This window comes from Brumimicrobium sp., from assembly GCA_023957385.1.
Classification (GTDB): Bacteria; Bacteroidota; Bacteroidia; order Flavobacteriales_D; family Crocinitomicaceae; genus Brumimicrobium.
The window spans coordinates 2,234,492-2,248,467 of sequence record JAMLGZ010000001.1 but is presented as its reverse complement, the minus strand read 5'-3'; the positions used below and the strand labels follow the sequence as shown (position 1 = coordinate 2,248,467).

Genomic DNA, 13,976 nt, shown 5'->3' with positions numbered 1-13,976 from the left:
ACTTAGAAATGTATTCTACCTAAACGATACCCACCTTTACTTAAGAGGGCATATACGATAATACTGTTGCCATCTGAAAAAGTGCTAACATTTGGCTGTATGGCAATTTTACCTATTTCTTTTGGGTTGAGAAAGAGACTTTTAGTGACCATTCCCGTATTGTCCATTTTTACAAAAGATACTCCCATCTTTTTGTTTGGTACAAAAACTCTAAGTTTTTCTGCAGGCTCTCCGGTTGCAGTGAAATTTTTTAAATTGTCGTTGTAAATAAAGTAGAGATCATCGTTCTTCTTATTGTGATTAATAGCATACGAAAGGAAACTGCCACTGTTACTCTGGGTACTTTCTTTCTTAATTAAACTAATCCATTCAATAATTCCTTGATTATTCATACTTGCTACCACAATGTTATTATATACATAATAATAACGAGTTGAAGTAACTCCTGTTTTAGGATCAGTGCTTGTGACGACTCTTATATAGAATTGTTCAGCAACAATATAAGATCCTCCATTTTCTTTGCTGATAAATTGTCTAATCTCAAAGTTGGATATTCCTTTATCTTTATTAGCAGCTATTCTACCAAGTATTTCTGTCTTTATTTCATTGCTGAAAGGTTTATAGGAAACACTTTTGATTTCATTTGTAGTAATATCTAATTTCATATAATAGATACCGTCAGATTGATATGTTTTGAGGTCGTTAGAATACAGTCCTCCTATAGTTAATTGATTTGTGTGCGGACTGTATTCTCCGTGCATATCCACTATCCATTTACTATCTGGTAAAGTTACTTCATATTCATTTGTTTCACCTTTTGCATAGTTGTATCCTAGAATTAGAAATTTAGTAGCTTGATTTGTTCTAGTATTTTTTTCACCCTTACTTCTATCTGGTTCCACTTTCACTAGCATATATACATTTGATAGATTGTCGATAATATACCCTTCAATGCTAGTGTATCTATTTTTATAGGGGAGTTCTATTTCTTTTTCCCATACTATGTTAAGTGATTGATCAAAAACTCTAAATTGAAAATCTAAATTTTCATTAGATTTACCTGGTAGTGGATAGTATAATAGTAATTGTGAGCTATCTTTTGAAATAACAATTTCATATTCTGCGCTTGCCTTCCCTGCGTCAATATGGTTGTCAAGTAAAACCCCATTTCCCTCGTTTATCACACCATCTTCAGTGATAGAGTATGCATATAAACTATTGTCTTTGGTAGCTGTGTTAAAAGTTGATTTTGTTATATATAATTGATTATTTAAAAAGAAGGGATCTTTAATCCTAGTCTTAACCTGCTTATCCATCGGTAATTCAGGCTTTGCTGCGTAAATCAAATTTAAATTAGCATCGTATTTTTCTATCAATCCATTAACCGACATAGTAGAATGTCTAAATAAGTATATTTCTGTATCGTTGGATGAAATAATTTTTGGAAATTGAAAAACTCCAGTTTTAAATTCATCTCCCCATTCGATGTCAGGTTTCTGACTATATATGTATGTGGTTGAGAATAAAATTGTTAAATAAAGTAATGTTTTCATAAGTGTTTTATTTTTAATATCCTTTGAATAGATATTGATTTTTAGACTTTTTAAAAATACTAACCCGTTGTGCATTTACAAAAATAAATAAAAGCACTAATTACTCCTGTAGATGGATTGTATTTAATTTGTAGAGAAGTAAGAAATAGAAATTATAAGAAAAATAGACCTCGAGCAACCAAGGTTCTTGGGGTGACAATTGTGGGGGAGGCTATCGGTCGGCTTTGCCGACCGCATAACCCTCTCTATGTATTGTCACCCCGACGGACGAAGGATTGTCGGGGTCTAAGGTTATAATCCGTATTTTGTTCTAAAACCATAAGAGTTAAAATACTAATAATTCTTTATTGAACAAGATATTTATCTTGTAGCTTTACAATAAATATTTGTGAAATAAAAATTCATATCTTTGTTATCAAATAGAGATGATATGAATCAAAAAAAAGGTGGAGCGCCTAAAAAGAAGAGTTTTAAGCCATCTAAAAGCACCACGAAGCCAAGTCTAAATGCTAAAAAGTCAGCACCAAAACTTGTAGATAAAAAATTTAAGCCTAAATCTGACACGAAAAGGGACGCTACAATCTCTCTTAAGAGAAAACCTGATGCAAAGGAGAAATATCAGGTATTATCTAAGGAGGCGCCTAAAACAGTTTCACAACCTAGAAAGAAATTTGCTGTAGGTGGCGCTCCTCTTCCAAAATTTGGAGATGACATTCGTTTGAATAAATACATTTCTAATGCTGGCGTATGTTCTCGTAGAGAAGCAGATGTATTGATTCAAACCGGTGTGGTAAGTGTGAATGGAAAAGTAGTAACTGAATTGGGATACAAAATCAAGCCTACGGATAAGGTTACTTATGATGGAGAAACAATCAAACATAATAAAAAACAATACGTTTTAGTAAATAAACCTGAAGATTTTGACGCTAAACCAGCTGATAATGTTACAAAGAAAAGCAAGTCTGTATATCAAATTATAAAGAAGGCATGTCCCGAGTATTTATATCCTGTAGGAAAATTAAATATCAATGAATGTGGTTTGATTCTTTATACAAATGATACAGATTTAGAAAGGAAACTTACTCATCCTGGATTTAAGGTATCACAGCTTTTCCATATTGTATTAAACAAAGATATGGAGATGGAACATCTACTGAAGATGAAGAATGGGATGTTTGTTGAGGATAAGATGTTTAGTGTTGCAGACATTAGTCATGTTGCAAAAGCACCGAAGAATGAAATTGGAGTGAAGGTGTATTCCAATAAAACAAGTTTGGTAAAAACAATGTTGAAGAAATTAGGGTATGAAATTGTAAAATTTGATCGCGTTGAGTTTGCTGGTTTGGATAAATGGGATTTAGCTCGTGGAAATTTTAGGCATTTAACTAAAAAAGAGGTTATATCGCTACAGATGGCAAAATAGAAGGATTAAAGGCATAATTATTGTAAGTATTTAACATATTTTAAGATTAAATCCGGATTATGAATTACGTTATCACCACTATAATAAGCGCATGTTTTCTATTGTTTTCTGTTTTTGTTGTTCCTTATAATGATATTGAAAAAGCATTTAATACTGGGAATGCAGCCAAGATTATGGAATTGGGAACTTCTAAAGTATTAATTTCTATTGAAGGTGAAGAAGGAGCGTATAGTAAATCGCAAGGAACGCAGGTACTAACTAATTTCTTTAAGAATAATCCACCCAAATCGTTCATCTTTAAATTTAAAGGAAACGAGGAAGGGCCTTCTGCCTTTGCAGTTGGTGAATATCAGTCAACTACCAAACTATTTCGAGTGAGTTTTAAATTAAAAGAGGTAAATAAAAATTATTTTATTGAATCCCTTGTCTTTACAGTTGCTACTTCCGAATGAAAGTTAAATTGATTTATATTGGAAAGACAGGAAAATCATTCTTAGTTGAAGGAGAAAAGTATTATACCGAAAAGGTGAAAAAATATATTCCTTTTGAAGTGCTCGAGCTTCCGGATGTAAAAAATGCCAAGAGCAGAACTGAGAACGAAATCAAAGAATTAGAAGGAATAGCTATTTTGGAAAAGGTAAAATCGAGTGATTATCTTGTTTTATTGGATGAAAATGGAAAAGAATATAATTCTATAGACTTCTCAGTGTACTTACAGAAACAATTTAATTCTGGGAATCAAGTGTTAATTTTTGTGGTAGGTGGCCCTTATGGCTTTTCGAAACAACTTTATGAGCGAGCAAATGCTAAAATTTCTTTGAGTAAACTAACCTTTTCACATCAAATGGTGCGCATGTTCTTTTTAGAGCAATTGTATCGTGGTTTGTCTATTCTAAAGAATGAACCTTACCACCATCAGTGATTAGTATTTGTAATAATGAACGCTGTCTATTATCATTTCCCAATTCCCATTATTTATAAAGGGTTCTTTATCAACGTAATGGATTTGATCTACTGAATTTCCAATTTGCAGAGCTTTGCTTGCTTTGTTGTATTTCATCTTTCCTGCTTGAAGATACAAGCATTTTGAATAGGGTTTGTTCTTATCACAAGCTACCCCAAAACCACTGTCATTACCATTGATTGTGATGAAATTACGAATAGAATCACCTACGGATGGGTAAAAGAATACATTTGTTCTCCATTCTCCTTTAAAATCAGGATTGTATTTTTCAATATCCTTAACATTACAAGAAGAAAGTATTGAGGCTATTAAAATAAAAAGGCAAATAACTAGATTCTTCACAACTATAGTTTTTATAAAGATAAAAAAAATGCTGTTAATTTTAACAGCATTTATATAAAGATTGAATGTCTAGTGTTTAGTTTTCCTCAAATGGAGTAACTGAAACAAAAGATCTATTTTCTTTTTTCTTTCTGAATTCAACGATACCATCAGTTAAAGCATATAATGTATGGTCTTTACCAATACCTACATTTTCTCCTGGATGATGTTGAGTTCCTCTTTGACGAACGATAATGTTTCCAGCAATAGCAGCTTGTCCACCATATATTTTAACTCCAAGTCGTTTGCTGTGTGATTCACGACCGTTTTTCGAACTACCGACTCCTTTTTTATGTGCCATTTCTTTCTAATTTTTAATTAAAAGATTCCTTTTAATTGGATTAAGCTTTAATTCCTGTAATTGTTATTTCAGTTAAGAACTGACGGTGACCATTTTGTTTTTGGTAACCTTTTCTTCTTTTCTTTTTGAAGACAATTACTTTATTTCCTTTAAGGTGACGTTCTACTTTTGCAGAAACCTTTGCACCGTCTATAGCTGGGGCGCCAACTTTTACTTTTCCTTTGTCATCTGTTAAAAGAACACGGTCGAAATCAATTTTATCTCCTTCTTGTGCGTCTAAACGATGAACGAAAACTCGTTGATCTTTTTCTACTTTGAATTGTTGCCCTGCTATCTCTACAATTGCGTACATAGCTAATAATTAAAATTAATAATTTCCTAAAATTCGGACGACAAAGATATATATATTTTTGATAAAACCATACTGTTTTAGAATTTTATCGAAAAAAATATTCTTTTATTTTTTTGTCTTTTTATTTTCCTTCATAAATGGCGCCAGATGTAGGTGTCTCATTTAATTCAATTCGCTTTAATAAAGGTAATTGAGGTTTTATTTTATTCCATATCCATACAGATAGCATTTCACAAGTTGGATTTTCTAAACCTGGGATTTCATTCAGAATATGATGATCTAAGCTGTCTATAACAGGTCCAACTATATCTTTTAAATCTTTGAAATCCATAACCCAAGCTAAGTGACTATCTAATTCTCCCTCGACAATTATCTTTAAAAGATAGGTGTGACCGTGCATTCGTTTGCATTTATGGTTAGCAGGGACATGAGGTAAAAAATGAGCTGAGTCAAATGTGAATTGTTTAAAAATCTGCATTTCTTATGATTTGAAGGTGCAAAATTGCAAACTTAAACTGACTAGACAAAAAAAATATATACAAAAGTTTACTTTTAGTCATTTTTTTTCACACCAATATTTTCTAAAAATTGTTTTGCCTGATTTGCGTAATAGCTATTTTCCTCTATAACGTTTTTAAGCCAATATTGAGCTTTTAGTTCTTTGTTTAAATGAATATATGATTGCGCTATCCATAAATTAGCCTCTTGCTTAAAATTTTGATATCCTGTGGAATAAGCATTTCTAAAAAGTATAATAGAATTCTCAAAATCTCCCAAATTATAATAACAAATTCCACCGTAAAAACTTCCGTTTATGTCGTTGGGATATTCATTTAATATCGAGAGATAATAAATTAATGCTTTTTTATAATTTCCTTTGTTGTAATATTCATTTGCTTGTTTGAGAATATCTGAATAGCTGAATAATTGAATACCTGAGCTTTCTTTTTTGTTGCTCGAGATACTAAACCTAATCGAGATAGAGTCATTTCGATAATTTTGATAATCTATATATGGAAGGTGATTGTAAAAAATCACATTAGCCTCCGTATAGGACTCCTTGTTGAAAGAATTTTCTAAGTTCCATTTCTGCTTTTCTGAGAATATAGAACGTAAGGTGTCTGCTGTAATCTGATCATCTTTTGAGAGTTCAACTAAGTTATCTAGGTTGACAAGAATAGATTCTGACCCCTTTCTTTGAGTGATTTCCTTATTCTCTATGGCGGTTTGATTTCCTTTATATGTAAATAAAATTAGTAGGACCATAATGAAAATAAATAAGAGAAAACTCCAAAGAAGTCCTTTATCATATTCATTTTTATATTGTTCATTTTTCATTAGAGACAAAAGTAATGAAAAGTTAGCATAAAGTCAGGCTTATAGTTTTCATCTATTATTATATAAATATTATAGATGAAAATAATTGAATTGTTACAAATATATTTACATCATGAAATTAAAAAAAAATGTTATGAAGTCAAATAAAGTGCTTGGTTTTGAAAAAACAGAAATGGAAGCTATGGTGGAGAGTTTGAATTTGCTATTAGCAAACCTTCATGTACACTATCAGAAATTAAGGAATTATCACTGGAATGTTACAGGAGGAGAGTTCTTTGAGATCCACGAATTAACAGAAGTTGAATATAATCAGGTGTTGACTGAAATTGATGATGTTGCAGAAAGAATTCGTGTATTTGGAGCATATCCAATGAGTACTTTGAAAGAGTATTTATCAAAATCTGAAATTAAAGAGACTAAAGTAAAGCATAATGCTAAAGAAATTGTGAAGGAAATATTAGATGATTTTGGAGTACTTATTTCATTAATGATTGATACGATAGAATTGACTCAAGATATGGGTGATGTTTCAACAAATGAAATGTTGACAGGCTTTATGAAAAGACGTGAGAAAATGCACTGGATGTTAAATGCATTTATTACAGAATAAAAGAAATCCGATATAAACTGATGACGGATAGAGGGATGCGAAAGTGTCCCTTTTTTTATAATTTGCTTAGTTCGGAAATAGTTTCTATAGGATTAGATGAATTGAAAACAAAACTACCGGCAACTAAAGCATCTGCACCAGCCTCCACTAGCTCTTTTCCAGTATTAAGATTAACGCCCCCATCAACTTCAATTAATGTATTGCAACCTTTTTCTGTGATTAATTTCTTTAAAGTTTTTACTTTTTCAACAGTGTGAGAAATGAATTTTTGACCACCAAATCCAGGATTTACGGACATGATAAGTACAACATCAATTTCTTGAATAATATCGGCTAAAAGGTGGATAGGTGTGTGAGGATTGAGTGCAACTCCAGCTTTCATTCCATGACTTTTTATGACTTGAAGAGTTCTGTGTAGATGCGTGCAAGCTTCATAATGCACAGTTAAAATGTCAGCCCCGGCTTCTTTAAAATCGGAGATATAATCATCTGGAGTGGCTATCATTAAATGAACATCTAGAATTTTTTCTGCATGTTTATGAATAGCACTCAAGACAGGTAATCCAAAAGAAATATTAGGTACAAATTGCCCATCCATTACATCTATATGTATCCATTCAGCTACGCTACTGTTTAGCATTGTAATATCCCTTTCGAGATTGGCAAAGTCAGCGGATAAAACAGAAGGAGAAACTATTGTACTCATGTGATTTATTTTTTACAAAAATAGCATATTTTTTGGTTTTGGCTGATTGTGTTTTCGATAAATAACAAGATTCCATCGACATAAAGGTTGTAATTAGGTTGTTTTTATCTTTTATTTTTCGTTATTTCATACTTTATTATATATACTTATATATATAGAAAAAGAAACTATGCTTTATGACACTCTTACAGTATCCAATAACTATAGCAATTATTATATTAACTTCACTGATTTCCATAGTGGCTTTTAAAGATGGAGATTTGAAGTATAAGCTATTGTTGTATCCTTATAGAATGAGGCATAACAAGGAAACTTACCGCATCTTATCCCATATTTTCATTCATGCTGATTATATGCATTTGATTTTTAATATGGTTGTTCTGTTTTCTTTTGGAAGTATTATGGAACACCTTTTTAATGTCTCTTTTGGTTCTGAGCTGGGTAGCTTTCATTTTTTAATACTTTATTTAGCGGGAGGTGTTGTGGCTACTATATGGCCGTGCATTCGAAATAGTGAGAACCCTTCTTATATGAGTTTAGGTGCTTCTGGAGCAGTATCTGCTATACTGTTTGCTTCAATCATTTGGATTCCTTACGGAGGAATATATGTGATGTTTATACCTATCGAAATTCCTGCATGGTTATTTGGTATATTATACTTGCTGTTTGAATTTTATATGAATAAAAAGGGAGGGGGAAAGATTGCGCATGACGCGCATATTGGAGGAGCCTTGTTTGGGGTATTTTATGCCATTATCATAGAGCCTCATAAAGGAACGGAGTTTATTAATTATATTTTAGGTTGAGATGGAGAAACTATTTGTAAATAACAACGGTGAAGTGTTGGAAAATGATGGACATACTTTATGTGCAGGAAATAGAGGTCATCTCTACGGCGATGGTTTGTTTGAAAGTATTCGTGCAATCCATGGAAAACCTATTAATATGGAAGCTCATATTGCTCGTATGCTTGATGGTATGCGTGTTCTGAAGATGAATATTCCTACCTATTTTACGGTTGAATTCTTTATTGAAAAAATGGAGGAATTACTTCAGAAATCAGAAATCAAAGGAGGAGGAAAAGTACGTTTATCAGTTGATAGAATAAGTGGTGGAACATACAAGCCTAGCTCAAATGAGGTTGACTATTTTATTGAAGTATATCCACTTCCTACAAATGAGTTTATGTTGAATGAAAAAGGAATAGAAGTAGATTTATATACGGCAATACATAAAGAAAAAACTCCTTTTTCAAACTATAAAGTGAAAAATGCTTTATTAAATGTTATGGCTTCCATAGAGGCTTCTGAGCGTAATCTGGGAGATGTTTTGCTTACGAATAATCGGGGTGGTATTCTTGAAGCTACTGGATCAAATATTTTTGTAGTCGGAAATGGAATTTTATATACACCTGGATTGGAAGAGAATTGTGTTGGAGGAACTATGCGTATGTTGCTTATAAATATAGCTCTGCAAAATAATATCCGAGTATATGAGTCTCCTCTTACTCCTCAAAATCTTTTAATTGCCGATGAAGTATTCCTTACCAATGCTATTCAAGGAATCACCTGGGTGGGAGGGTATAGAACACGAAGGTACATGAATACTACTTCTGTTAGACTGCTTCAATTATTAAATGAACAGTTTGGGTAGTTAGTTAGCGGTCAGCATCGGACGACCCAATAACAACTATAAAATTGACACATAAAAAGACAATAGCAATGAAGAAAACGACATTATTTAGATTATCACTTTTGACATTAGGACTTGTATGTTCCACTTTGTTATATGGACACACAAGCTATCCTGTGAAAGTAAAGTGTCCTATTGACGGAAAGAAGTTTACAATTTATGTAACGGGAAGTTATACGACATTCAATACATTAAAAGACTTTCAAAAACAAGGTGCAATTGGCGACTTATACGAAAGTATGATAAACTCTTGTCCAAAATGTCATTACTCTGGCTACAAAAACGACTTTGACACGACATATACAAAAACAACTAAGCAAGACATTCTTAAAATTCTTGAACCTTACAAAGAATTAAGAATGACAGACGTTTTAGAAAATGAAATTGCTGTCAAAATCAATCAGTATTTTAAACGAAACAATGACATCATTGCAAATTTGTATTTAAAAGCATCGTATTTTTTAAAAGGCGACAGTTCTCAAATAGTTAAACGAAAAGAACTTCAACTAAATGCTGCGACATACTTTGTTAAAGCCGTTGAAAACAAGGAATATGATGAAGAATCAACTTATGCTACAATAAATTATTTAATTGGCGAACTTTACCGAAGAATAGGCGATTTTGATAACGCAATCAAATATTATGACTTGGCAATTAATGACGAGAAGAAAAAAGATTGGCTTCTTGAAGTAGCGACAAAACAAAAAGAACTTGCATTAAAAAGAGATGACGACAATAGCATTTAATGAACAAATGCCTAACCGCTAACACACGGTATATTAAAAGCAGTAACAACTGTGTCTTGTCCTGAAATAGGTTTACACATTTATTAACCATAAAAAGTGTAAACAATGCAAAAAAGTAAAGTCAATTTAGGACTAAAATCTTCGGGAGAATTTAATTTAGAAGAACGGAGGCAAATCATTGAAGAATATCTTCAATCAGATTGTACTAAAAGAGAAATCTGGTATAAATATACCGGTCAAGAACATGAAAAAGGTTATCTTTTAAATTGGATGCGTCAACTAGGTTACCAAGTTCCAGAGAAAAGAGTTAAATTTGTTTCGACTAAAACACTAGCTATGAGCAACAAAGCCAAAGAATCGGTAGAAGTAACTCAATTAAAGGAAAAAATTAAACAGCTAGAAAAGGCACTAGTCAGCTCTGAACTAAGAGCCACTGCGTATGAAACAATGATTGAAATTGCAGAAAAGGAGCTAAAAATAAGTATTAAAAAAAGTCCAATACCAAACAATCTTTACGATAAAAATGCGTCAACCTAAAATAGGATTAAGCAAATTATGCTGGTTGTTTGGTGTTACTCGTCAGGCATATTATCAGAGTTTTTATAGAGCAGAATTTCAAGAAATTGAACAAGCTTTAGTATTAAAAGAAGTCATTTCTATTAGAAATAATCATCCAAGAATAGGAACTAGGAAGCCTGTACATTATGTTGGAAAGTTTTCTGCTAGAGCACCAAATAAAAATGGGGAGAGATGCTTTGTTTGACTTGCTTTCCCTACATACTTTATTGATTAGAAGGAGAAAAAGAGTCATCAGAACAACCCAGTCTAATCACTGGATGAGAAAATACCCCAACTTAATAAGAGCATTTATTCCAACTGCTCCTAACCAGTTATGGGTAAGTGATATAACTTATTGGAAAACAGGATTTGGTGTTTTGTATATTTCTTTAATTACAGATGCTTTTAGTCATAAAATAATTGGTTATAACCTAGCTCAATCTCTTGAAGCCATTGAGAGTTTAAAGGCTCTTAAAATGGCATTAAAGCAGGATATATTGTCGCAAAATCTTATTCATCATTCTGACAGAGGGAGTCAGTATTGCAGCTATAAATATGTAAATCTCTTAAATAGTTATGATGTTCAAATAAGTATGACTGAATCTGGAGATCCGTTAGAAAATGCCGTTGCAGAAAGGGTTAATGGAATACTAAAAGAAGAATATTTAGAGTATTATAAAGTAAGAACTTTTAAGCAGGCTAAGGAGTTATTTGACAAGGTGGTTGTCTTGTATAATGAACATAGACCTCACATGAGTATTGGGAATCAAACTCCTAATAAGGTTCATTTAGGAGAGGTGGAAAAGGGCGAAAGGAAATGGAAAACATATTATAGAAAAGTAAATCAAGAACAAAAAAGTGAAGAGTGTGTATAGGTTTTTTTTAGGCATTAAGACCTCTAAAGTATTTAGAAAAGGGCTAACAAAAGTTAGCCCCATAACAAAGTTTAATACTTCGTCGGTCGTCGATTTATCCCTGATAAGTTGCTCCTCAGCAGAGCTTATTTCCGTTTCCATCGATAATGCAAAAATAAATAAAATGTAAATGAATTTTAGGATTAAAATAAAATGTAAATTTATAACAGGATTAAAGAGAAAAAGTGTAAACTTTTTTTAGGACGAGACACTGTTTTGAATTAAAGGTTTTCGTTAAATTTGATGTTACTGCTTCGTTTGAATCCCGATAACTATCGGGATTAGGCTAAAATGCCGTCTTCGCCAAGCCGTAGAAACGTGTGTGACTTGAACAATCAGCTGTCTGCTGATTGGTGCTTTAAAACAGATGAGAGTAGGTCTCTCAATGGCGATTTTCAGGAATAGCCATTAAACCACTTTGTGCTGCAAGATTAGGAAACGGTTTTGTGGTGAGCGACAAAGAAAAACGGAAGCAACGACTTCTGTAGGTGTGTGTATGTGAGTTGAACGAAAGTGAACCCAACGATGAAGCCTCGTAAGGGCAATAGACGATGTCAAAAATAGGTAGTTACGTTTGTACCTATGATAAGAGTGTACCGGACACCTGATTTACTGGGTACACGGCATCCGGGGTTAAGTGGGCAAGACGCATACATAGGCTGTTTTAAGGAACAAGTGAACTCTACATCGTTCTGTAAAATAGAAATAGGAAGCAGACAAGAGGGGATGTGCTTGAGATGTAGGGGGCAGACTTAGCCGTAGTAGTGTTGAAGTGTTTGTAATGAACATGGAGCGAAGGGCTAAGCATGTTAGGTTTCAAACGAATTTACAACCGTAAAAGGGATGATTAATTATTATGAAACAAAATCACAGCCAATAACCAGATTAATGGTTTATGAAGCATACAAGGAGGTAAAATCCAATGCTGGAAGTGGTGGAATAGACAAAATGAGTTGGGAATATTTGCAGAAAAACGCAAGTACGGAACTTTATATGCTCTGGAACCGCCTAAGGCTCAGGGAGTTATTTTCCGAAAGTGTCAAACAAGTTGCTATACCAAAGAAAGGGAGGAGAACGATTACTCGGTATCCCGACGATTTTAGACCGTATAGCACAACAAGTAGTACGAAAACACTTGGAACGAATAGTAGAACCAAAATTTCATTCCAGTTCATTTGGTTACCGACCCAATCGGAACTGTCATCAAGCCGTTGAACAAGCATATACAAATTTATACAATCATGATTTTGCTATTGACTTAGACATCAAAGGTTTCTTTGACAACATCGACCACGAACTGATGATGAAAGCATTAAAACACTACTGTTCAGACAATTGGTTTTGTTATATGTGGAAAGGTGGTTGAAAGCAGGAATTGTACAGAAAGAGGGAGATTTTAAACCAACCCTTTCAGGAACTCCACAAGGTGGCGTTATTAGTCCGCTTTTAGCAAACTTATTTCTACATGTAGTCTTCGATAAATGGATGGATAAGTTCCACCCTGAAAAGCCATTTGAAAGGTATGCAGATGATATTGTAGTGCATTGCAAAACCGAGAATCAAGCGCAATTCATGTTGCGCCAAATTAAAGAGCGCATGGAATCGTGTAAATTACAGTTGCATGAAGTCAAAAGTAAAATAGTCAATTTGAGAGGGTTTTCACAAACGAAATACTCCAAAGGGTTCGACTTTCTTGGCTTTACAATCCGTCCACGAGCCTACAAAACAAAAGGCACAGGAAAAGTGAAATCTATTCCATGTATCTGCGTAAGTCAGAAGTCGAAGACAAGCATCATGCGAAAGTTCAGGGAAATGAATTTACACAAGCGCAGAAAATCCTTGGAAGAAATCGCCAAGGAAATCAACCCCGTCATTCGTGGGATTATCAACTATTACCACAAGTTTTGGAAAGATGATATGCGAATGGTGTGGAATCAACTGAACGCACGACTACTGAAATGGACAAAATGGGAGAAAGACTTATTCAAGAAAGCCTCTGTGCGCTACTTGAAAACCAAGTACAAAGAAAACCCCAATTTATTTGCGCATTGGTTATTGGTATATCCGTAAAAAGTTATTACTTTTGATGTGATTTAGTAACATGAAGAGCCGTATGAAGGGAGACTTTCACGTACGGTTCCGTGAGAACGTAGGGGTGAAATTCCCTTACGTGACTCGATTATAATACCTTACTTTCATTCCAATAGTATCGATGTTCAACTTTCTTGTTAATAGTTACTGTTATTTAACTAGCAAACTTTGTTTGCCAAATAAATCACTATTTATATAATGGAAAAGTGATAATGATTTATCTAATTTATCAGATCATCCTATAAAAATAAGGGGGTAATGTTATTATAAAATGCTTTTTTTATATTTACCCCCCTAAATTTTACCACCTATCATTAAAAAAAACATAAAAAAAATAAGTTTTTTTA

Annotated in this window: 19 protein-coding genes; 12 read left to right on the top strand and 7 right to left on the bottom strand. The window is 33.1% G+C overall.

The genetic code is table 11. From position 1 onward, the window contains the following. Nucleotides 1-2 precede the first annotated feature (2 nt). Nucleotides 3-1,553 (bottom strand): hypothetical protein, encoded by a 1,551-nt coding sequence (locus tag M9897_09865; GenBank protein ID MCO5269188.1) that lies wholly within the window; start codon nucleotides 1,551-1,553, stop codon nucleotides 3-5. Between the two features lie 430 nt (nucleotides 1,554-1,983). Here M9897_09865 and M9897_09860 point away from each other — a divergent pair, with 430 nt between their 5' ends. From M9897_09860 to rlmH, 3 genes are read left to right on the top strand one after another with little or no spacing between them, the layout of a single operon-like run. Then, nucleotides 1,984-2,976 carry an RNA-binding S4 domain-containing protein gene (locus M9897_09860; GenBank protein ID MCO5269187.1) on the top strand — a complete coding sequence of 331 codons (993 nt, stop codon included), beginning with the start codon at nucleotides 1,984-1,986 and terminating at the stop codon, nucleotides 2,974-2,976. A gap of 59 nt (nucleotides 2,977-3,035) precedes the next feature. Next, nucleotides 3,036-3,428, top strand: a complete 393-nt coding sequence (locus tag M9897_09855; protein MCO5269186.1) for a DUF4783 domain-containing protein — start codon at nucleotides 3,036-3,038, stop codon at nucleotides 3,426-3,428. Further along, entirely contained in the window at nucleotides 3,425-3,898 is a 474-nt protein-coding gene (rlmH, locus tag M9897_09850; GenBank protein ID MCO5269185.1) for a 23S rRNA (pseudouridine(1915)-N(3))-methyltransferase RlmH, read from the top strand. The genes M9897_09855 and rlmH overlap by 4 nt, the downstream gene beginning before the upstream one ends. On the opposite strand, the gene M9897_09845 is transcribed toward rlmH, so the two are convergent. From M9897_09845 to M9897_09825, 5 genes are all read right to left on the bottom strand, one after another. After that, nucleotides 3,899-4,282 (bottom strand): hypothetical protein, encoded by a 384-nt coding sequence (locus M9897_09845; GenBank protein MCO5269184.1) that lies wholly within the window; start codon nucleotides 4,280-4,282, stop codon nucleotides 3,899-3,901. A gap of 76 nt (nucleotides 4,283-4,358) precedes the next feature. After that, nucleotides 4,359-4,622, bottom strand: coding sequence for a 50S ribosomal protein L27 (gene rpmA, locus M9897_09840; GenBank protein ID MCO5269183.1), 264 nt, complete (start codon nucleotides 4,620-4,622; stop codon nucleotides 4,359-4,361). 40 nt (nucleotides 4,623-4,662) lie between these two features. Beyond that, the gene (gene rplU, locus M9897_09835; protein MCO5269182.1) at nucleotides 4,663-4,974 is read right to left on the bottom strand and encodes a 50S ribosomal protein L21; all 312 of its coding nucleotides are present in this window, start codon (nucleotides 4,972-4,974) and stop codon (nucleotides 4,663-4,665) included. A gap of 121 nt (nucleotides 4,975-5,095) precedes the next feature. Continuing rightward, entirely contained in the window at nucleotides 5,096-5,452 is a 357-nt protein-coding gene (gene queD / locus M9897_09830) for a 6-carboxytetrahydropterin synthase QueD (GenBank protein ID MCO5269181.1), read from the bottom strand. A gap of 74 nt (nucleotides 5,453-5,526) precedes the next feature. After that, on the bottom strand, nucleotides 5,527-6,312 hold the full coding sequence (locus tag M9897_09825) for a tetratricopeptide repeat protein (protein ID MCO5269180.1): 786 nt from the start codon (nucleotides 6,310-6,312) through the stop codon (nucleotides 5,527-5,529). Nucleotides 6,313-6,445: 133 nt separating this feature from the next. On the opposite strand from M9897_09825, the gene M9897_09820 reads away from it, so the two are divergent. Continuing rightward, nucleotides 6,446-6,922, top strand: coding sequence for a DNA starvation/stationary phase protection protein (locus tag M9897_09820; GenBank protein ID MCO5269179.1), 477 nt, complete (start codon nucleotides 6,446-6,448; stop codon nucleotides 6,920-6,922). Nucleotides 6,923-6,977: 55 nt separating this feature from the next. Here the strand turns inward: M9897_09820 and rpe are convergent, their stop codons facing one another. Continuing rightward, entirely contained in the window at nucleotides 6,978-7,628 is a 651-nt protein-coding gene (gene rpe / locus M9897_09815) for a ribulose-phosphate 3-epimerase (protein ID MCO5269178.1), read from the bottom strand. A gap of 176 nt (nucleotides 7,629-7,804) precedes the next feature. Here rpe and M9897_09810 point away from each other — a divergent pair, with 176 nt between their 5' ends. From M9897_09810 to M9897_09775, 8 genes are all read left to right on the top strand, one after another. Then, entirely contained in the window at nucleotides 7,805-8,434 is a 630-nt protein-coding gene (locus tag M9897_09810; protein MCO5269177.1) for a rhomboid family intramembrane serine protease, read from the top strand. Nucleotide 8,435: 1 nt separating this feature from the next. Beyond that, nucleotides 8,436-9,281, top strand: coding sequence for an aminotransferase class IV (locus M9897_09805; protein ID MCO5269176.1), 846 nt, complete (start codon nucleotides 8,436-8,438; stop codon nucleotides 9,279-9,281). 68 nt (nucleotides 9,282-9,349) lie between these two features. Continuing rightward, complete coding sequence (locus M9897_09800; protein MCO5269175.1) at nucleotides 9,350-10,066, top strand: DUF2225 domain-containing protein; 717 nt, start codon at nucleotides 9,350-9,352, stop codon at nucleotides 10,064-10,066. A 105-nt stretch (nucleotides 10,067-10,171) separates the two neighbouring features. Further along, entirely contained in the window at nucleotides 10,172-10,603 is a 432-nt protein-coding gene (locus tag M9897_09795; protein ID MCO5269174.1) for a hypothetical protein, read from the top strand. Then, nucleotides 10,590-10,829, top strand: a complete 240-nt coding sequence (locus M9897_09790; GenBank protein ID MCO5269173.1) for a hypothetical protein — start codon at nucleotides 10,590-10,592, stop codon at nucleotides 10,827-10,829. Before M9897_09795 ends, M9897_09790 begins: the two co-directional genes overlap by 14 nt. Next, on the top strand, nucleotides 10,771-11,499 hold the full coding sequence (locus tag M9897_09785) for an IS3 family transposase (protein ID MCO5269172.1): 729 nt from the start codon (nucleotides 10,771-10,773) through the stop codon (nucleotides 11,497-11,499). Before M9897_09790 ends, M9897_09785 begins: the two co-directional genes overlap by 59 nt. A 1,087-nt stretch (nucleotides 11,500-12,586) precedes the next feature. Further along, on the top strand, nucleotides 12,587-12,904 hold the full coding sequence (locus tag M9897_09780; GenBank protein MCO5269171.1) for a reverse transcriptase domain-containing protein: 318 nt from the start codon (nucleotides 12,587-12,589) through the stop codon (nucleotides 12,902-12,904). After that, nucleotides 12,889-13,608 carry a reverse transcriptase domain-containing protein gene (locus tag M9897_09775; protein ID MCO5269170.1) on the top strand — a complete coding sequence of 240 codons (720 nt, stop codon included), beginning with the start codon at nucleotides 12,889-12,891 and terminating at the stop codon, nucleotides 13,606-13,608. Before M9897_09780 ends, M9897_09775 begins: the two co-directional genes overlap by 16 nt. The last annotated feature ends 368 nt before the right edge of the window (nucleotides 13,609-13,976 follow it).